Genomic DNA, 17,830 nt, shown 5'->3' on the forward strand with positions numbered 1-17,830 from the left:
CGAAAAGAAACCCCGGAGGGCGCGGCCCTCCGGGGTTTTTTCGTCCCGAAGGCGCCCCGTCAGGGGCGCCCGGGCCCGTCAGCCCTGCTTCAGATGCTCCAGCAGCTTGGTCATGGCGGCGTTCTTGTCGCTGCCGTCGATCGCCGCGACCTCGGCCGCCAGCCGGTCCATGGCCAGCTCGTAGATCTGCCGCTCCGAGAAGGACTGGTCGGGCTGGCCGGCATTGCGGTGCAGGTCGCGCACCACCTCGGCGATCTGCACCGGGTCGCCGCTGTTGATCTTCTGCTCGTATTCCTGGGCGCGGCGCGACCACATGGTGCGCTTGATGCGGGCGCGGCCCTTCAGCGTCTCCAGCGCCTCGCCCATCATGTTGGTGCCGGCCAGCTTGCGCAGGCCCGAGGAGGCCGCCTTGTTCAGCGGCACCCGCAGCGTCATGCGGTTCTCCTCGAAGGTGACGATGATCACCTTCAGCTCGGTGCCGGCCACCGACATGGTGTCGATGCCCTGCACCTGGCCGACGCCATGCGTCGGATAGACCACGTGGTCGCCAGCCTTGAACTCGCTGCCTTGGTTGCCGAGCGGCTTGGGCGGCGGCACCGGGCGGGAGGGCCCGGCGGTCACGCCGCTGTCGGTGGGAGGGGGGGAGGAAGGGGTTTCAGCCATGCCAGGTCGACATCCGGGGTAATGACGGTGGAAGGATCGGCGGGAGGATCTGGGTTCGGCCGCAGCCGGGTCGGAGGGCGAAGGGGGTGGATCGCGCGCCGGCCGGTGGCTTCATCCGCTCTCAACTCCTGCGAGGCCAGGCCCGGCGCTGCGGCCGGGACAGGAAGCACCACCGCTGCCCCTCTCGCGGATCCCGTCGCCGGAGGCGGCCCATGACGCGCGGCACGCGATAGAAAGGGTGGGATCGTGCCGCGGAACGGCAAGCTTCCCTGTTGGGGAAGCTAGCAGAAAAAACCGCGCGCGTCACCCATGCCGGCCCGACGGGGCAGGCGGACAGCGCGCGGCGGCGGGCAGCGGGATCAGACGCTGCCGGGGTTGGGGTCGAAATACTGCTTCTTGTCGGGCTTGCCGTTCCATTCCTCGGCATCGGCCGGCGCGTCACCCTTGCGGGTGATGTTCGGCCATTGCTGGGAATAGGTGCGGTTCAGCTCGGCCCAGTCGGCGGCCTTGTCGTCGCTGTCGGGGAAGATTGCCTCGGCCGGGCATTCCGGCTCGCACACGCCGCAATCGATGCATTCGTCCGGATGGATGACCAGCATGTTCTCGCCCACGTAGAAGCAGTCCACCGGGCAGACTTCCACGCAATCCATGTACTTGCAGCGAATGCAGTTCTCGGCGACGACGTAGGCCACGATCCGGATCCCTCTGGCGCGACATTCGGGCGCCTGATCCCCAGGCGATGCGCGGCGCAGAGATGGCCCGATGCCACGCCAGGCGCAACCTTCTTTTCCGCACGCCCGGCCCGCGTCGGGGCCGGGCCCGGGCGCTCAGCCGGAAAGCGGCGGCGAGGGTGGCTCGGAGAGGTCCTCGTAGAGGCCGCGCGCCTCGGGGGCCGGGCCGCGCCGGGCGGCCAGGGCCAGGACGCGCCAGACCTTCAGCACGCCGTGCGGCCCGCCCAGCGCCAGGGTGATGACATCACCGGGGCGCAGCCGGGCATGCGCCTTGTCGACCGGCTGGCGGTTCAGCCGCAGCCGCCCCGCCTCGATCAGCCGGGCGCAATCCGCGCGGGTCTTGGCCACCCGCGCGCACCACAGCCATTTGTCGAGTCGCTGCCAGTCCCGGTCCTCGGCTTCCGCCATGGCCGGGCGCGCCTCAGTCCTTGCCCAGCTTCAGCCGGGCCAGCACCGCGAAGGGGCTGTCGGGATCCGGCCCCTTGCCCTTGGCGGGGCCGCTGTCGAAGGAGAAGGAGCGCGGCTCCTGCCCGCGATCGTCGCGGCCACGGCGGTCGCCGCGCGGCGGACCATCGCGGCGGTCACCCCGCGGGGGGCCATCGCGGCGGTCGCCGCGGGGCGGCCCATCGCGACGCTCGCCGCGCGGGGGACCATCGCGACGCTCGCCCTGCGGACGATCCCCCTGCGGACGATCGCCCTGGGGGCGCGGGCCGCGCGGCGGGCGCGGGCCACGGTCGGGACGCGGCGCTGCGGCCTCGCCCTCGGCCGGGGCGGCGGCACCCTCGGCGGGCGCCTCGCCGGTCGCCGAGGCGGCGTCGCGCGGCGGGCGCGGGCCGCGCTCGGGGCGGCGGTCGCCCTGCGGGCGGCGGTCACCGCGATGTTCACCCGGACGGTGGCGCGGGCCGCGCTCCTCGCGCCGGGCGCTGACCATGGTGGGGCCGGGCGGGCCGAAGGCGTCCTCGGCCAGCGGCTCGGCCGGCAGCAGGCGGAAGCCCAGCGTCTGCAGCACCGCCGGCAGGATGTCGGCCTTGACGCCGAGCCGGCTGGCGACATCCGTCGGCAGCATGGCGGGCGCCCGGCGGGTCAGGTGGCCGAGCTCGCCGGCGACGCGCTCGGCGACATCGAGCCGCAGCAGCACGGGACCGGCCGTGACCCAGCCCATGGTCTCGGCGAAGCCTTCCGGCCAGCCCTCGGGGGGCGGGACGGAGACCAGGCCGCCACCGGGGACGCTGGGGACGTCGCAATCGGCCTTCAGCGCCCAGAACTGGGCGCGCAGCGCCATCGGCCGGGGCTTCAGCACCTCGGGCAGGTAGAGCGCGAAGCGGCCGGCGCGGATGCCGATCGCCTTCAGCTTCTGCCGCAGCTCGGGGTTGACCTCGCCCTCGGTGCCACCGGGCACCAGGCCCAGGAACTCGCGCAGGCGGAAGGCCGGACCGCGCAGCGCGCCATCCTCGGCCGCCTTGGCCTCCACCGTGTCGAGCGCGGCGAATTCGCGCTTGATCATGGCCTCCAGCCAGGTGGCCAGCCGGGCGCGGATGCGCTCCTTCTGGGCCCCCTCCAGGAAGTCGGAGTCGAGCGCCTCCACCAGCGGCTTGTCCGGGGTGGGTCCGGGTCGCAGACGGGCGACCTCGGCACCGTTCCAGGTGATCCGATGGGAGGGCGTCAGGGCGAATGCGTCGTCGGACGCGGTTTCGATCTCAGTCACGCGCTTCGGCATCTCACTCTGCAGGGCACGGCGGGCGGCACGCAGGACAAGCTTGCGCTCCTCCCCATTACCCGCAGCGGCATCGGGTTCAAACATGAAACCCGTCACATGGCCAACCGGATGGCCTTCAACCACCACCTCACCCTGGCGGGTGACGGCGGACAGCAGCTCTTCGGCCGTGTCGTCGAGACGGCGGATCAGATGCGCGGCGCGCCGGTCCACGAAGCGGGCGGTCAGCCTTTCGTGCAGCGCGTCGCTCACCGCATCCTCGGCGGCACGGGCCTCGTTCTGGAATCGCAAGGCATCGCGCATCCAGTCGGCCCGTGCGGCAACATAGGTCCAGACGCGGATCGCCGATAGTCGCGCCATGAGCGTATCGAGGTCGCCCTCGGTATTTGCGCATTGGGCGATCTGGCCGGCCACCCAGTCGCCGGGCAGGTGCCCCTCCTTCGCCAGATGGGCGAAGACCCGGGCGCAGAAGCGGGTGTGGCTGTCATCCGACAGCTTGCGGAAGTCGGGGATCTGGCAGGCGTCCCAGAGCAGCCGCAGTCGGGCGCGGCCCTGGGCCAGTTTTCTCACTTCCGGATCGCGCGACAGCGCGGCCAGGGTGATGTGGTCGGTGGCGTCATTGCCCTTCGACAGGCCGGGGCGGGGCGGCGGCGCGGCCAGGCTGTCCAGCAGCGCGTCGATGCTGGTCATGTCGAGCGCCGCATTGCGCCAGGCCAGCGTCATCAGCGCCTCGAACTGGTGGCCCTCGATCTTGGCCACCATCTCGTCGGGCAGCGGCGGGCAGTCGGCGGTGACGCCGAAGCTGCCGTCGCGCATGCCGCGCCCGGCGCGGCCGGCGATCTGGGCGGCCTCCTGAGGCGTCAGGATGCGCGGGCGGTGGCCGTCGAACTTCTGCAGGTTGGCGAAGGCGACATGGTCCACATCCATGTTCAGCCCCATGCCGATGGCGTCCGTCGCCACCAGGAAATCGACCTCGCGGTTCTGGTAGAGCGCCACCTGGGCATTGCGGGTGCGCGGCGAGAGGCGCCCCATCACCACGGCGCAGCCGCCGCGCCGGCGCCGGATGGCCTCGGCGATGGCATAGACCTCGCTGGCGGAGAAGGCGACGACGGCCGAGCGCGGCGGCAGCCGGGTCAGCTTGGCCGGGCCGGCATAGGACAGTTCCGACAGCCGCGGCCGGGTCTCGATCTCGGCCTGCGGCACCAGGCGCTGCAGCAGCGGGCGGATGGTCTCGGCGCCGAGGAACATGGTCTCGACCAGGCCGCGGGCGTTCAGCAGCCGGTCGGTGAAGACATGGCCGCGATCCGGATCGGCGCAGAGCTGGATCTCGTCGACGGCGACGAATTCGGTGCGGCGGTCGAGCGGCATGGCCTCGACCGTGCAGGCGAACCATTTCGCCTCGGCCGGGATGATCTTCTCCTCGCCGGTGATGAGCGCGACGTGGCGCGGCCCCTTCACCGCGACCATGCGGTCGTAATTCTCCCGCGCCAGCAGCCGCAGCGGGAAGCCGATGATGCCGGAGGCATGCGCCAGCATCCGTGTGATCGCCAGATGCGTCTTGCCGGTGTTGGTCGGGCCGAGCACGGCCTTGACCCGCGCCGGGAACATCGCCGAGGCACCGTGGGCGGAAGCGTCATGGGAGGGGAGGCGAAGGGCCATCGCGCCCTTAAGTGACGCCTCGCGCCCCGCGTTGCAACCAGGGGGGCCGACGCGGCGCCGCAGGGCAGGGGCCGAATCGCCGCCCGCCCCATGGACTTCGCCCGCCGGCCGCGCCGAGAATGCGGCTCCTGCCGCAGCGGTTCCCGGCCATCCACGCTCTGCCCTACCTCGCGCTCTATGGCGCCATCTTCGCCGGCATCGGCGTGGTGCAGCCCTTCCTGCCGGCCTTCCTGGGATCGCGGGGGCTCACCGCCGAGCAGATCGCGCTGGCGCTGGCGCTCGGCTCCGGCGTGCGGCTGGTCGCCGGCCCCGCCGCCGGCCGCTGGGCCGACAGCCTGTCCGACCCGCGGCTGCTGCTCGGCCTGATGGCGCTGGTCGCCGCCGCCGCCGCCAGCGGCTTCCTGGTGGTGGCCGGCTTCCTCGGCTTCCTGGCCGCGCAGCTGCTGCTCAATGCCGCCAGCGCGCCGCTGGTGCCGCTGTCCGACACGCTCTGCCTGGCCGCCGCCCGCGACGGCCGCTTCGACTACGGCCCGGTGCGCGCCGGCGGCTCGGTCGCCTATATCCTGGCCGCCATCCTGGCCGGCTGGCTGGTCGGCCGGTCCGGCTATGGCATCGTGCCCTGGCTGATCGCCGCGCTGATGCTGGCCAGCCTGCTGGCCGCCATGCTGCTGCCGCGCCCCGTGGCCGCCGGCCCGCGCCGCGGCAGCGGCGGCTTCCGCGCCACGCTGCGCCTGCCCGGCTTCGCCCGGCTGCTGATCCTCTCCGGCCTGATCCAGAGCAGCCATGCCGCCTATTACGGCTTCGGCAGCATCCACTGGGCCGCCGCCGGCCATTCCGCCTCGACCATCGGCCTGCTCTGGGCCGAGGGCGTGGTCGGCGAGGTGATCCTCTTCTACCTGGGCCGCCACCTGGTCGGCCGCATCGGGCCGCGCGGCCTGGCGCTGCTGGCGGCCGGCAGCGGCGTGCTGCGCTGGACCATCCTGTCCAGCACGACCTGGCTGCCCGCCCTGGTTGCCACCCAGTGGCTGCACAGCTTCACCTTCGGCGCCCAGCACCTGGCGGCGATGCACCTGCTGTTGCGCCTGGTGCCGGCCAGCCAGACCGGCACCGCCCAGTCGCTGCACGCGGCGCTCGGCGTCGGGCTGATGACCGGCGCCATGACGCTCGCCTGCGGGCCGCTCTATCGCAGCTTCGGCGGCGGGATGTTCTGGGTGATGGCGGGGCTTTGTGCCCTGGCGATCCCCCTGGCCTTGTCGTTGCGGCTTCCAGAGAAGGGAGTGGCCAGGCTAGCGGAATGAATTCTTTTGAATTGCCATGTTCACGTGAAGATGGCGGGCGAAATGGCCCTGCGACAGAATGGCCTTCCGGCAGGCGCCGGTTTCGTGGAATGACGTCGGGCCGTGATGCCCTGGTGTCGTTTCTTGTGAGGCGGCTGGGCGCGCAACGGCCAACAGACAGAAAAAAGAAGGGGGTTCGGGGGAATTCATTCCCCCGACCTTACTCCGCCGCCTTCGCCTGCTCCGCCAGCACCTCCAGCGGCCAGGCGGGCGCGGCGGCGCTGATCCAGGCGGAGCCGCTCCAGCGGCGCGGCTCGATGCGGGCGTGGCCGTCCTGGATGATGATGCGGTTGTAGGCGTTGGATTCGCCGCGCAGGCGGGTGGAGATGGCCGAGCCGGCCTGGACCACCAGCAGTTCCGGCCGGTCATGGCCGCCGGGGCCGGTGGTGCGGCTGGTGCCACGGTGCAGCCGGACATAGCCGCGGTGCAGGTGGCCGGACAGGATCAGCCGCACGCCGGCGGCCTGCAGCTGTTCCAGGGCCGGGGCGGCGCGCTGCGCCAGCGGGGTGTCGGGCGCGTCTTCCGGGGCCAGGAAGGGGTGGTGGGCGACGACGATGCGGAACAGGCCGGGCGGCAGCTCGTCCAGGCGGCGCAGCAGGCGCTTCATGCGGCTGCGCTTGGCGCGGCCTTCCTCCCAGGACAGGTGCAGGCCGCCGCGCACCACGGTGTTCAGGCCAATCACCGCCATGTGGTCGTCGCGCCAGACCGGCTCTGTCTCGCCGCCGACGAAGCGGTGCCAGCGGCCGAAGGGGTGCAGGAAGCGCTCCCACGGCCAGTAGTTGGTGATGTCGTGGTTGCCGGGGACGACGATCTGCGGCGCCTTCAGCTGGCCCATGAAGCGGCAGGCCGCCTTGTACTCGCGCGAGCGGGCCCGCATGGTCAGGTCGCCGCTGATGACGATCAGGTCGGCCGGGTCGCTGTTCAGCGTCTCGATCAGGGCGTCGCAGACCTGCTGGTCCACCCGGCCGAAATGCAGGTCGGAGATATGGTCGATGCGGCGGGGCAGGGTCATGCCAGCGGCTCCTCCAGGGCAGGCGCGGCGCGCGGCGGGATGGCGGCGGCCGGCGCGGCCACCTCGGCCGGGGCCAGCACGCGCAGCGCGCCGGGGTGGATGCGGTAGCGCAGCGGGGTCTCGAGCAGCAGGGCCTCGCCATCATTCATCACCCGCAGATGGCGGCGGCGGCTGAGGATGGAAAGGGCCGGGGCGGTTTCGGTGATCAGGCCGGGGCGGTGGCGCCAGCGGCCGGCGGCCATGGCCAGCAGCAGGCGCAGCACCCACCAGACGCCGAACCCCTGCGCGACATGCAGGCTCAGGCGGCCGCCATCGAGGCGCGGGCGGTGGAACATGTGGCCCGGCGCATCGGCGTATTCGTTGCTGACCACCGACAGGGCCCGGGTCCAGGCGCGGCGTGGCGGGCCGTCGCCGAGCTGCCAGGCGAGGCGGAGCGGGGGGTGGTGCCAGAAGGCCCGCAGCGCCGCCACCGCCATGCGCCAGCGCGCCGCCAGCCGCCCGTCGCCGCGCAGGCGCTCGCGGTGCAGGCCGAGGCGGTTGGGCAGCCCGACGACCGACTGGCAGAGGAAGATCTCGCCATTCACCTCGGCCAGGTCGATGGCGCGGGTCTCGGCCTGGCCCAGGGCCAGGGCGGCCTCCACCGGGTCGAGCGGCAGGCCGAGGTCGCGCGCCAGCAGGTTCATGGTGCCGAGCGGCAGCACGCCGAGCGCGACGCCCGTGCCGGCCAGCCGCGCCGCAGCGCTGCGCAGCGTGCCGTCGCCGCCGCCGACGATCAGCACCGGCGCGCCCCCCGCCAGCGCCGCGTCGAGTCGCCCGGCGAGGTCGGGTGCCGCATCCTCGGCCACGGTGTCGAGGGTGAAGCCGGCCTGGCGCAGCGCCGCCACGATGCGCCCCGCAAGAGCCGGCTGGCCCAGCAGTGTGCCGGAGCGGGGATTGAGCAGCAGGGTCGCGCGCATGCCGGGCCTCGGTTGGTGCGCGGCTAATGCGGCGCGGTGGAGGCGGGTTGCGACGCTTCAGCCATCCTTCACATCTGCGGCATGACACTGCCGTTATCCGAAGGTGGAAAGGGGTGGGGATGCGCGCGCGCGGATCGGTGGTGTCACTGCTGGCGGCGGTGTTCGCCGTGCCGCTGCTGGGCTGCCTGGCGCTGGCCGGGCTGCTGCTGCAGGACTCCATCACCCGGCTGGGCGAGGCCCGCACCGCCGTGGCGGTGGCCGAGGTGGACCGCGTGCTGTTCCGCGCCAGCCAGCAGGTGCGGCTGCTGACCGGGCCGCTCGGCACCGCGCTGCTGTCGCAGGAGGACGCCCAGGGCGCGGTGCGCGACGGGCGGGCCGAGGCCGAGCGCTGGCTGGGCGCGGCGCGGGAGGCCGTCGCCTCGCTGGGCTGGGCCGAGCTGGCGCAACCGCTGGCCGCGCTGCAGGCGAGCGGCGAGGGGGTGAAGCGCAGCCTCGGCCTGGCCGAGCAGCTGGCGGCGCAGCCGCGCGCCGCCCGCAACCTGGCCACCCTGCAACCGCTGACCAGCGCCGTGGCCGATGCCGGGGAGAAGCTGACCGACCTCTCCCTTGTCGTCAGCACCCGGATGCGGCTGGTCGATGGCGGCTTCGCCGAGCTGGTGGGCATCCGCCAGCAGGCCTGGGCGGCGCGCTCCGCCTATGGGCGGCAATGCTCGCTGCTGCGGGCCAACATCGCCTCCAGCCAGCCGCTCAGCCCGGCGATGCAGAGCGAGCTGGTGTCGCTGCGCAGCCGGGCCATGGTCGGGCTGGACGGGCTGGAGGACCTGCTTGGCCGGCCCGGCGCCGATCCGGGGCTGGTGCGCGCGCTGGAGAGCGCCAAGACCGAGGTGACGGAGGCGACACGCTGGATGGATGGCGTGCTGGCCCGGCTGGATGGCAGCGGCCGCGCCGCCGCCCCGGCACAGGAATGGACGCAGCGCTGCAACGCGCCCTTCGCCACCATCGTGGGCATCGGCAATGCGGCGCTGGACGCCGCCGTGGCCCACGCGCAGGCGCTGGAGGGGGAAAGCTGGCGCCACATGGTGGTGGCGCTGGCGCTGATGGGCGGCACGCTGGCGGTGGGCGCGGTGGCGGTGCTGCTGCTGCTGCGCCGGCTGGCCCGCCCGGTGCTGTCGCTGCGCGAGGCGGTGGGGCGGCTGGCGCGGCAGGACTACGCCACCCCGGTGCCGCGGCCGCGCGCCGAGGATGAGTTCCGCCGCATGGCCGAGGCGCTGGAGGCGCTGCGCCTGGGCGCGCAGGAGGCCGAGGCGCTGCGCGCGCAGCAGCAGGAGCAGCAGCGCGCCGAGCTGACGCGGGCCGAGATGGTCTCCGGCCTCTGCACCGATTTCGAGGGCAGCGTGCGCACCGCGCTGGGCGAGCTGGGCGCCGCCGGCGGCAGCCTGCACGGCACCGCCGGCAGCCTGCGCGAGCAGGCCGGGCGCACCGGGGAGCAGGCGCGCGCCGCGGCGCATTCCGCCGACGGGGCGCTGGAGAACGTCAACACCGTTGCGGCGGCGACCGAGGAGCTGGGCGCCTCGATCCGCGAGATCGCCCAGCGGGTGCAGAACTCCGCCACCGCCACGCGCGAGGTCTCGGCGCAGACCGAGCGCACCGGCGCCGTGGTGCTGGAGCTGAAGAGCGCGGCCGAGCGCATCGGCGAGGTGGTGGAGCTGATCCGCCGCATCGCCGGCCAGACCAACCTGCTGGCGCTGAACGCCACCATCGAGGCGGCGCGGGCGGGCGAGGCCGGCAAGGGCTTCGCCGTGGTCGCCTCCGAGGTGAAGAACCTGGCCACCGAGACCGCCAAGGCGACGGATGGCATCGCCCAGCTGGTGACCGAGATCCAGGGCGCCACGGGCTCCGCGGTGGAGGCGATGCGCGCCATCGCCGATGGCGTCGCCGGCATCGACCAGTCGGCCAGCGCCATCGCCGCGGCGGTGGAGCAGCAGAGCGTCGCGACGCAGGAGATCGCCCGCAGCGTGCAGCTGGCCGCGCATGGCACGCAGGAGGTGACGCAGACCATCGCCGGGGTGGCGGAGGACAGCGCCGCCACCGGCAGCTCCGCCGCCACCGTCTTCGCCGCGGTGGAGGAGCTGCGCGCCGTCGGCGGCAAGCTGCAGCGGCAGGTGGACGGTTTTCTCTCCGCCGTGCGCGCGGTCTGAGCGGGGCGGGCAGGCGCGGCGCCGCCAGAGGATCTTGCCTATGCTCATCCCCCCGCAAACCCGGAGCCCTGCCAGCCGGCGGCACGAATTGCGCGCGCCGAAGGCATGAGTGGCGCGCGGCGGCACCGGCGGCAGGCGATCAAAATTTCTCGTGCTGTTTTCAGCGGTTGTTTACCAGCGCCGGCGAGGATGCCGCTGCCCGCCAGGAAGGAGGGCGCCCCATCCACGATCCAGGAAAGCCTCCTTCATGAGCTGGACCTTCGGCCGCCCGCTGACCGCTCGCAACACCTTCCGCGGCCTGATGGCCCTGCCCTGGGCGGCGCCGCTCTTTGGCAAGCTGCGGCTGCAGCGCCCGCAGAGCTGATCCCGGCCGGCGCGCGCCAGCGCCGGATCTCCCTGGCCATCCTCCAACGAAAAAGGGACGCCGCGGCCAGGCCGGGCGTCCCTTTCTCTGTTCAGCCGCGCCGGATCAGGCGGCCTTGGCCATGTTGCGCAGCACGTAGTGCAAGATGCCGCCGTTCTTGTAGTACTCGACCTCGTCGGCGGTATCGACGCGGCACAGCACCTGGGTCCGGGTCTCCGTCCCGTCGGGGCGGGTGATCACCATGTCCAGCAGCATGCGCGGCGCCAGCTTCTCGAGACCCTCGATGGCGATGGTCTCCTCGCCGGTTAGGCCGAGCGTCTCGCGGTTCTCGCCTTCCTTGAAGACCAGCGGCAGCACGCCCATGCCGACCAGGTTCGAGCGGTGGATGCGCTCGAAGCTCTCGCAGATCACCGCCTTGACGCCGAGCAGGAAGGTGCCCTTAGCCGCCCAGTCGCGCGACGAGCCGGTGCCGTATTCCTTGCCGCCGAAGATCACCAGCGGCACGCCCTCCGCCTTGTACTTCATGGCGACGTCGTAGATCGGCGCCACCTCGCCCGAGGGGTAGTGCTTGGAGATGCCGCCCTCGATGCCGGGCACCATTTCGTTCTTGATGCGGATATTGGCGAAGGTGCCGCGCATCATGACTTCATGGTTGCCGCGGCGCGAGCCGTAGCCGTTGAAGTCGGCCGGGCGGACCTGGTGCTCCATCAGGAACTCGCCGGCGGGCGACTTCGCGCGGATATTGCCGGCGGGCGAGATGTGGTCGGTGGTGATCGAGTCACCGAGCTTGGCCAGGATCCGCGCGCCCGAGAAGGAGGCGATCGGCGCCGGGGTCGGCTCCATGCCCTCGAAATAGGGCGGGTTCTGCACATAGGTGGAGCCGGAGTTCCACTTGTAGGTCTCCGAGCTGGCATCGACCCGAATCGCCTGCCACTGCGCCGGGCCCTTGAAGACGTCCGAATAGCGCTCCTGGAACATCTCGCGGGTGACCACGGCATGGACGGTGTCCTGCACCTCCTTGGTGGTCGGCCAGATGTCCTTCAGATAGACCGGCTGACCGTCCTTGCCGGTGCCGATCGGCTCCTTGGTCAGGTCCTTGGTGATGGTGCCGGCCAGCGCATAGGCCACCACCAGCGGCGGCGAGGCCAGGTAGTTGGCGCGGACATTGGCGTGGACGCGGCCCTCGAAATTGCGGTTGCCCGAGAGCACCGAGGCGCCGACCAGCTTGTTGTTCTCGATGGCGTCGACGATGGCGTCCGGCAGCGGGCCGGAATTGCCGATGCAGGTGGTGCAGCCATAGCCGACCGTCTGGAAGCCCAGCGCGTCCAGATGCGGCGTCAGGCCGGACTTGGCCAGATATTCGGTGACCACCTGCGAGCCGGGGGCCAGCGAGGTTTTCACCCACGGCTTGGTCGTCAGCCCCTTCTCGTTGGCCTTCTTGGCCACCAGCCCGGCGGCGACCAGCACATAGGGGTTGGAGGTGTTGGTGCAGGAGGTGATCGCCGCGATCACCACGTCGCCATGACCGAGGTCGAAATTGGCGCCAGCCACCGGCACGCGCAGATCGGCCTGGTCGCCCGGCACGCCCATGGTGCCGGCCGCCAGGTCCTTGGCGAAGGAGGCGGCGGCATTCGACAGCGCCACCCGGTCCTGCGGCCGCTTCGGCCCGGCCATCGAGGGCTCGACCGTCGACATGTCGAGCTCCAGGGTGTCGGTGAAGACCGGATCGGGGCTGTCGGCCTCGCGGAACATGCCCTGGGCCTTGAGGTAGTCGCGCGCCAGGTTGATGCGGTGCTCATCGCGGCCGGAGAGGCGCAGATAGTCGAGCGTGACGTCGTCGACCGGGAAGAAGCCGCAGGTCGCGCCGTATTCGGGCGCCATGTTGCCGATGGTGGCGCGGTCGGCCAGCGCCATCTCGGCCAGGCCCGGCCCGAAGAACTCGACGAACTTGCCGACCACGCCCTTCTTGCGCAGCATCTGGGTCACCGTCAGCACCAGGTCGGTGGCGGTGACGCCCTCGCGCAGCTTGCCATGCAGCTTGAAGCCGATGACGTCGGGGATCAGCATGGCAATCGGCTGGCCGAGCATCGCCGCCTCGGCCTCGATGCCGCCGACGCCCCAGCCCAGCACGCCCAACCCGTTGACCATGGTGGTGTGGCTGTCGGTGCCGTAGCAGCTGTCCGGATAGACGAAGGTCTCGCCGGCATCGGTCGCCGTCCAGGCCACCTGCGCCAGGTATTCCAGGTTCACCTGGTGGCAGATGCCGGTGCCGGGCGGCACGACGCGGAAATTGTTGAAGGCCTCCTGGCCCCAGCGCAGGAACTCGTAGCGTTCGCCGTTGCGCTCGAACTCGACCTCGACGTTCTTCTGCAGGGCGGTGGGGGTGGCCGAGAAGTCGACCATGACCGAGTGGTCGATGACCAGGTCGACGGGGACCAGCGGGTTCACCTTGCGCGGATCACCGCCCAGCTTGACGATGCCGTCCCGCATCGCCGCCAGATCGACCACGCCGGGGACGCCGGTGAAGTCCTGCATCAGGATGCGCGCCGGGCGGAACGGCACCTCCTTGCTGCTGCGGCCTTCCTTGACCCATTCGGCGATCGCCTCGGCGTCCTTCACCGAATAGGCGCGGCCGTCCTCGAAGCGGAGCACGTTCTCCAGCAGCACCTTCAGGCTGTAAGGCAGCCGGCTGAGGTCGCCGAGCTGCTTCGCCGCCTCGGGGAGGCTGAAATAGTGATAAGTCTTTCCGTCCACTGTCAGCGCCTGGCGCGCCTTGAGGCTGTCCTGCCCGATCATACGCATGGTCCGGGGTCCCTCACTTTTTGCTGCGAACTCTGCCGTTTATACATAGGGCGGCCCCCCGGTCTATCGGAGGGGAGAGGACAGGGTGCCCGTGCTGGAAGCCAAAGACATAGCCGTCCTGCGGGGAGAGCAAGTCGTCTTCCTTGGCCTGAGTTTCATCGTCTCGCCGGGCGAGGCAATTCTCCTGACGGGTGCCAATGGTGCCGGCAAGTCGACGCTGCTCCGCCTGCTGGCCGGGCTGATCCCGCTGGCCGAGGGTGATCTGACATGGGAAGGCCAGCCGGTCTTGTCCGATCCGGCCGCGCATGCGGCGCGGCTGCGCTACCTGGCGCATGCCGATGCGCTGAAGCCGAGCCTGAGCGTCGAGGAGAATCTGCGCTTCTGGGCGCAGCAGGGCGGCGGCGACATCGCCGAGGCGCTGGCGGCGGTCGACCTGCTGCCCCTGGCGGAGCTGCCCGCGCGGCTGCTCTCGGCCGGCCAGAAGCGCCGCCTGGCGCTGGCCCGGCTGGCGCTGGCCCCGGTGCCGCTCTGGCTGCTGGACGAGCCCTCGGTCGGGCTCGACACCGCCTCGATCGACCGCTTCGGCGCGCTGCTGGCGGCGCATCGGGCGCGCGGCGGCATGGTGCTGGCAGCCACCCATGTGGCACTGCCGCTGCCCGGCGCGCGCGAGCTGCGGCTGGGGAGGCCGGCATGATCGCCCTGCTGCGGCGCGAGCTGCTGCTCGCCGCCCGCCACCCGGCCGATACCCTGGCCGCATGCCTGTTCTTCCTGCTGGTCACGGCGCTGTTCCCCTTCGGCGTCGGCCCGGCGCCGGAGACGCTGGCGCGACTCGCCCCGGGCGCGCTGCTGGCCGCCGCGCTGCTGGCCGCCCTGCTGCCGCTCGACCGGCTGTTCGGCGCCGATGCCGAGGATGGCTCGCTCGACCAGCTGCTGCTCTCGGGCCTGTCCGGCACGCAGATCGCCGCGGTGAAGGCGCTGGCGCATTGGCTGACCACCGGGGCGCCGCTGCTGCTGGCCACCCCGGTGGCGGCGGCCATGCTGAGCCTGCCGGAGGCCGCCTGGGGCGTGGCGATGCTGGCGCTGGGGCTGGCGACGCTGATCCTCTCGCTGCTCGGCACCGCGGGCGCCGCGCTCACCCTGGGGGCGCGTCGCGGCGGCGTGCTCCTGCCGCTGCTGGTGCTGCCGCTGGCCATCCCGGCGATGATCTTCGGCGCGGCGGGGATCGAGGCGGCGGCCAGCGGGGTGAACTGGAAGCCGTTCCTGATGCTGCTCGGGGCCTTCGCCGCGGCGGCGGCGCCACTGGCGCCGCTGGCGGCAGGGGCGGCTCTTCGGGCGGACTGAAGAGAAGACAGAACAGAGAAGATTCCGGGGGGATAGTATCCCCCCGGACCCCGCCGTCAGTTGGCGCCAGGAGGCCCCAGGCGGGACGCAAAATGAATGTGGGGGTCTGGGGGCATTCAATGCCCCCAGATTCTTCCCTTAAATTTCTCTATTCTGCACTGCGCCTTGGCCTTCCCAGCAGCTCCCGCACCGCGCTCGGCACGTCGTGGCGCCCCGCCAGCAGCTCGCAGACCGCCGCGGTGATCGGCATGTCGACGCCGGCGGCCCGGGCGCGGGCCAGCAGGGCAGGGGCGGTGGCGACGCCCTCGGTCACGCTGTTCCGCGCCGCCAGAATATCGGCCAGCGTCTGCCCCTGCCCCAGGGCGAAGCCGAGGGAGAAGTTGCGGCTGCCGGGGCCGGTGCAGGTCAGCAGCAGGTCGCCCAGGCCCGACAGGCCGGCCACGGTGTCGGCGCGGCCGCCCAGCGCCTCGGCCAGGCGGGCGATTTCCGACAGGCCGCGGGTGACCAGGGCGGCGCGGGCGTTCTCGCCCAGGCCCGCGCCCATCACCGCGCCGGCGGCGATGGCGATGACGTTCTTGGCGGCGCCCCCGACCTGGGCGCCCACCGGGTCGTCCTGGCCATAGAGCCGGAAGGCGGGGGTGGCCAGGCGGGCGATGGCGGCCTCGCGCAGCGCCTCGTCGCGGCTGGCCACCACGGCGGCGGCGGGCAGGCCGGCGGCGACCTCGGCGGCGAAGTTGGGGCCGGAGAGGATGCCGGCCGTCACCTCGGGCCGGATCCGCGCCAGGCTTTCCAGCGGGAAGAGCAGCCCGTCGGCCGTCACCCCCTTGGCGGCGACCAAACTGGGCGGCAGCGGCGGAAAGCCAGCGAGCGTCGCGGCCAGGTGCTGGGCGGGGACCACCAGCAGGGCCAGGGTCGCGCCCGCCAGCGCCGCGGCCGGGTCGGCGGTGACCTCCAGCCCCTCGGGCAGCGGCACGCCGGGCAGGTGGGCGGCGTTCTCGCGCGCGCGCGCCATCTCGGCCGCGCGCCCCGGGTCGCGCGCCCAGAGGCGGACGGGGCCGCCGGCACGGGCGGCCTGGAGGACCAGCGCCGTGCCCCAGGCGCCCGCGCCGATCACCGCTATACGGTCCATGCCCGGCCTATTCCTCGGCGATGCGGGTGACGGCATAGCCCTGGCCGGGCTCGCCATCGCCGAGGCGGTCCAGCAGGGCGGCCAGGATGGCCTCCGCCTCCTCCTCGAACTTCCAGGGCGGGTTGACCACCACCAGGCCGCAGCCGTTCAGCCGCTGCGGGTCGGTGGGCTCGCGCAGCCAGAGCTCGAGCGCCAGGATGTCGCGCACGCCGCTCTCGGCCAGGGCGGTGTGGAAGGCGCGGACGGGGGTGCGGTGCTTGATCGGGTACCAATGCGCCTGCACGCCGGCGCGGAAGCGGTGGGCGACGGTGGCCAGCGCCTCGGCCATGCGGTCGAACTCGCCCTCCAGCTCGAAGGGCGGGTCGACCAGGACCAGGCCACGCTTCTCGGCGAAGGGGGTGAGGGCGGTCAGCGCCTCCCAGGCATCGCGCTTGTGCACCGCCGTCTGCGGATCGCCGCGGAACAGGGTGCGCAGGGTGGCATGGTCCTCCTCATGCAGCTCGCAGAGGACGAGGCGGTCGCGCGGCCGCAGCAGCATGCGCACCAGGCTGGGGCTGCCGGGGTAGCGCGGCGGGAAGCCGGCGCGCTTCAGCAGGGCGATCCAGTCGGCCAGCGGGCCTTCCGAGATGTCGAGCAGCCGGCCGACGCCGCGCTTCCATTCGCCGGTGCGCTCGGCCTCGCTGCCGGTCAGGTCGTAGCTGCCGATGCCGGCATGGCTGTCGAGCACGCGGAACGGGCTGTCCTTCGCCGCCAGCCGGCGGATCAGCGCGACGACCAGCGCGTGCTTCATGCAGTCGGCGAAATTGCCGGCATGGAAGGCGTGGCGATAGTTCATGCGGCCTGCACCCCGGTCAGCTCGGCGAGCGGCCAGCGCGGCCGCGGGGCGTGGTCCAGCGGCTCGGTCAGGCCGGCGCGCAGCCGTTCGATGCCGGCCCAGGCGATCATCACGGCATTGTCGGTGCAGAGCCGGATCGGCGGCGCGATCAGCGGCAGGTCAGCGCGCGCCGCCTCGGCCGTCAGCGCCGCGCGCACCCCCTGGTTGGCGGCGACGCCGCCGGCCACCACCATGGCGGTGGCGCCCGGCAGCATGGCCAGCGCGTTGTGGGCGCGGTCGGCGAGGACGGCGGCCACCACATACTGGAAGGCGGCGGCCAGGTCGGCGCGGTCCTGCTCGGTCTGCAGCTTCGGGATCGACTGCGCGACGGCCGTCTTCAAGCCACTGAAAGAGAAGTCGCAGCCGGGGCGGCCGAGCATCGGGCGGGGCAGGGGGAACTTCTTCGGGTCACCGGTCTGCGCCAGCTTCTCCAGCGCCGGGCCGCCGGGCCAGGGCAGGCCCATCAGCTTGGCGGATTTGTCGAAGGCCTCGCCGACCGCGTCGTCCAGCGTCGAGCCCAGGCGGCGGTAGCGGCCCAGCCCCTCGACGGCGACGCATTGGCAATGCCCGCCCGAGAGCAGCAGCAGCAGGTAGGGAAATTCGACGCCGCCCTCGACCAGGCCGGGGATCCGGGCGGTCAGGGCATGGCCCTCCAGGTGGTTCACGGCCACGAAGGGCAGGCCCTGCGCGATGGCCATGCCCTTGCCGAAGCTGGAGCCGACGATCAGCCCGCCGATCAGCCCGGGGCCGGCGGTGGCCGCGATCCCGCCCAGCTGGTCGGGCGAGACGCCGGCCTCCGCCATCACCGCGGCCGCCAGCGCCGGCAGATGCGCCAGATGGGCGCGGGCCGCGATCTCCGGCACCACGCCGCCGAAGGGGGTGTGCTCGGCCAGCTGGCTGCGCACCGCTTCCGCCAGGATGCGGCCATCCGGCGCCAGCAGCGCCGCCGCGGTTTCGTCGCAGCTCGCCTCCAAGCCCAGCACAGGTCCCTCGATAGCCGCCGATCGCATCCGTTCTTGCCTTCCCCATGCCGGGCGGTGGTTCTATGAC

At 72.5% G+C, this 17,830-nt stretch carries 14 protein-coding genes; 4 read left to right on the forward strand and 10 right to left on the reverse strand.

The genetic code is table 11. The features are described 5' to 3' along the window. Window positions 1–78: 78 nt before the first annotated feature. The 4 genes from WFI16_RS03115 to WFI16_RS03130 all read right to left on the reverse strand — a co-directional run bounded on the left by WFI16_RS03115 (window position 79) and on the right by WFI16_RS03130 (window position 4,767). Window positions 79–663, reverse strand: a complete 585-nt coding sequence (locus WFI16_RS03115) for a CarD family transcriptional regulator (protein WP_419896329.1) — start codon at window positions 661–663, stop codon at window positions 79–81. Between the two features lie 359 nt (window positions 664–1,022). Continuing rightward, complete coding sequence (gene fdxA, locus WFI16_RS03120; protein WP_419896330.1) at window positions 1,023–1,355, reverse strand: ferredoxin FdxA; 333 nt, start codon at window positions 1,353–1,355, stop codon at window positions 1,023–1,025. A 135-nt stretch (window positions 1,356–1,490) separates the two neighbouring features. Continuing rightward, window positions 1,491–1,802: an RNA-binding S4 domain-containing protein gene (locus tag WFI16_RS03125; RefSeq protein ID WP_419896331.1), complete on the reverse strand. Its 312-nt coding sequence runs from the start codon at window positions 1,800–1,802 to the stop codon at window positions 1,491–1,493. A gap of 13 nt (window positions 1,803–1,815) precedes the next feature. Further along, complete coding sequence (locus WFI16_RS03130) at window positions 1,816–4,767, reverse strand: helicase-related protein (RefSeq protein ID WP_419896332.1); 2,952 nt, start codon at window positions 4,765–4,767, stop codon at window positions 1,816–1,818. Between the two features lie 119 nt (window positions 4,768–4,886). Here WFI16_RS03130 and WFI16_RS03135 point away from each other — a divergent pair, with 119 nt between their 5' ends. After that, entirely contained in the window at window positions 4,887–6,065 is a 1,179-nt protein-coding gene (locus tag WFI16_RS03135; protein ID WP_419896333.1) for an MFS transporter, read from the forward strand. Between the two features lie 199 nt (window positions 6,066–6,264). On the opposite strand, the gene WFI16_RS03140 is transcribed toward WFI16_RS03135, so the two are convergent. Continuing rightward, entirely contained in the window at window positions 6,265–7,116 is an 852-nt protein-coding gene (locus WFI16_RS03140; RefSeq protein ID WP_419896334.1) for a metallophosphoesterase family protein, read from the reverse strand. Continuing rightward, window positions 7,113–8,072 (reverse strand): diacylglycerol/lipid kinase family protein, encoded by a 960-nt coding sequence (locus tag WFI16_RS03145; RefSeq protein ID WP_419896335.1) that lies wholly within the window; start codon window positions 8,070–8,072, stop codon window positions 7,113–7,115. Before WFI16_RS03145 ends, WFI16_RS03140 begins: the two co-directional genes overlap by 4 nt. 119 nt (window positions 8,073–8,191) lie before the next feature. On the opposite strand from WFI16_RS03145, the gene WFI16_RS03150 reads away from it, so the two are divergent. After that, window positions 8,192–10,270: a methyl-accepting chemotaxis protein gene (locus tag WFI16_RS03150; protein ID WP_419896336.1), complete on the forward strand. Its 2,079-nt coding sequence runs from the start codon at window positions 8,192–8,194 to the stop codon at window positions 10,268–10,270. A gap of 469 nt (window positions 10,271–10,739) precedes the next feature. Here WFI16_RS03150 and acnA read toward each other — a convergent pair whose 3' ends face one another. Continuing rightward, window positions 10,740–13,436, reverse strand: coding sequence for an aconitate hydratase AcnA (gene acnA / locus WFI16_RS03155; protein ID WP_419896337.1), 2,697 nt, complete (start codon window positions 13,434–13,436; stop codon window positions 10,740–10,742). A gap of 91 nt (window positions 13,437–13,527) precedes the next feature. Here acnA and ccmA point away from each other — a divergent pair, with 91 nt between their 5' ends. Continuing rightward, window positions 13,528–14,130 carry a heme ABC exporter ATP-binding protein CcmA gene (gene ccmA / locus WFI16_RS03160; protein ID WP_419896338.1) on the forward strand — a complete coding sequence of 201 codons (603 nt, stop codon included), beginning with the start codon at window positions 13,528–13,530 and terminating at the stop codon, window positions 14,128–14,130. After that, a complete protein-coding gene (gene ccmB, locus WFI16_RS03165; protein ID WP_419896339.1) occupies window positions 14,127–14,777 on the forward strand; it encodes a heme exporter protein CcmB in 651 nt (216 codons plus the stop codon). The genes ccmA and ccmB overlap by 4 nt, the downstream gene beginning before the upstream one ends. A 148-nt stretch (window positions 14,778–14,925) precedes the next feature. On the opposite strand, the gene WFI16_RS03170 is transcribed toward ccmB, so the two are convergent. The 3 genes from WFI16_RS03170 to tsaD are packed head-to-tail and all read right to left on the reverse strand — an operon-like array spanning window position 14,926 to window position 17,790. After that, entirely contained in the window at window positions 14,926–15,906 is a 981-nt protein-coding gene (locus WFI16_RS03170) for an NAD(P)H-dependent glycerol-3-phosphate dehydrogenase (RefSeq protein ID WP_419896340.1), read from the reverse strand. Between the two features lie 7 nt (window positions 15,907–15,913). Next, entirely contained in the window at window positions 15,914–16,741 is an 828-nt protein-coding gene (locus WFI16_RS03175; protein ID WP_419896341.1) for a 23S rRNA (adenine(2030)-N(6))-methyltransferase RlmJ, read from the reverse strand. After that, complete coding sequence (gene tsaD / locus WFI16_RS03180; RefSeq protein ID WP_419896342.1) at window positions 16,738–17,790, reverse strand: tRNA (adenosine(37)-N6)-threonylcarbamoyltransferase complex transferase subunit TsaD; 1,053 nt, start codon at window positions 17,788–17,790, stop codon at window positions 16,738–16,740. Before tsaD ends, WFI16_RS03175 begins: the two co-directional genes overlap by 4 nt. Between the last annotated feature and the right edge of the window lie 40 nt (window positions 17,791–17,830).

Origin of the sequence: Roseomonas sp. USHLN139, assembly GCF_037145735.1 — a bacterium.
Lineage (GTDB): Bacteria > Pseudomonadota > Alphaproteobacteria > Acetobacterales > Acetobacteraceae > Pseudoroseomonas.

Excerpts from the sequence above, each read along its gene's own strand:
- WFI16_RS03115 (WP_419896329.1), bottom strand. The coding sequence starts at position 663 with ATGGCTGAAACCCCTTCCTCCCCCCCTCCCACCGACAGCGGCGTGACC.
- ccmB (WP_419896339.1), top strand. The coding sequence starts at position 14,127 with ATGATCGCCCTGCTGCGGCGCGAGCTGCTGCTCGCCGCCCGCCACCCG.
- WFI16_RS03130 (WP_419896332.1), bottom strand. The coding sequence starts at position 4,767 with ATGGCCCTTCGCCTCCCCTCCCATGACGCTTCCGCCCACGGTGCCTCG.
- acnA (WP_419896337.1), bottom strand. The coding sequence starts at position 13,436 with ATGCGTATGATCGGGCAGGACAGCCTCAAGGCGCGCCAGGCGCTGACA.
- tsaD (WP_419896342.1), bottom strand. The coding sequence starts at position 17,790 with ATGCGATCGGCGGCTATCGAGGGACCTGTGCTGGGCTTGGAGGCGAGC.
- WFI16_RS03135 (WP_419896333.1), top strand. The coding sequence starts at position 4,887 with ATGCGGCTCCTGCCGCAGCGGTTCCCGGCCATCCACGCTCTGCCCTAC.
- WFI16_RS03140 (WP_419896334.1), bottom strand. The coding sequence starts at position 7,116 with ATGACCCTGCCCCGCCGCATCGACCATATCTCCGACCTGCATTTCGGC.
- WFI16_RS03175 (WP_419896341.1), bottom strand. The coding sequence starts at position 16,741 with ATGAACTATCGCCACGCCTTCCATGCCGGCAATTTCGCCGACTGCATG.
- WFI16_RS03170 (WP_419896340.1), bottom strand. The coding sequence starts at position 15,906 with ATGGACCGTATAGCGGTGATCGGCGCGGGCGCCTGGGGCACGGCGCTG.
- WFI16_RS03125 (WP_419896331.1), bottom strand. The coding sequence starts at position 1,802 with ATGGCGGAAGCCGAGGACCGGGACTGGCAGCGACTCGACAAATGGCTG.
- WFI16_RS03150 (WP_419896336.1), top strand. The coding sequence starts at position 8,192 with ATGCGCGCGCGCGGATCGGTGGTGTCACTGCTGGCGGCGGTGTTCGCC.
- WFI16_RS03145 (WP_419896335.1), bottom strand. The coding sequence starts at position 8,072 with ATGCGCGCGACCCTGCTGCTCAATCCCCGCTCCGGCACACTGCTGGGC.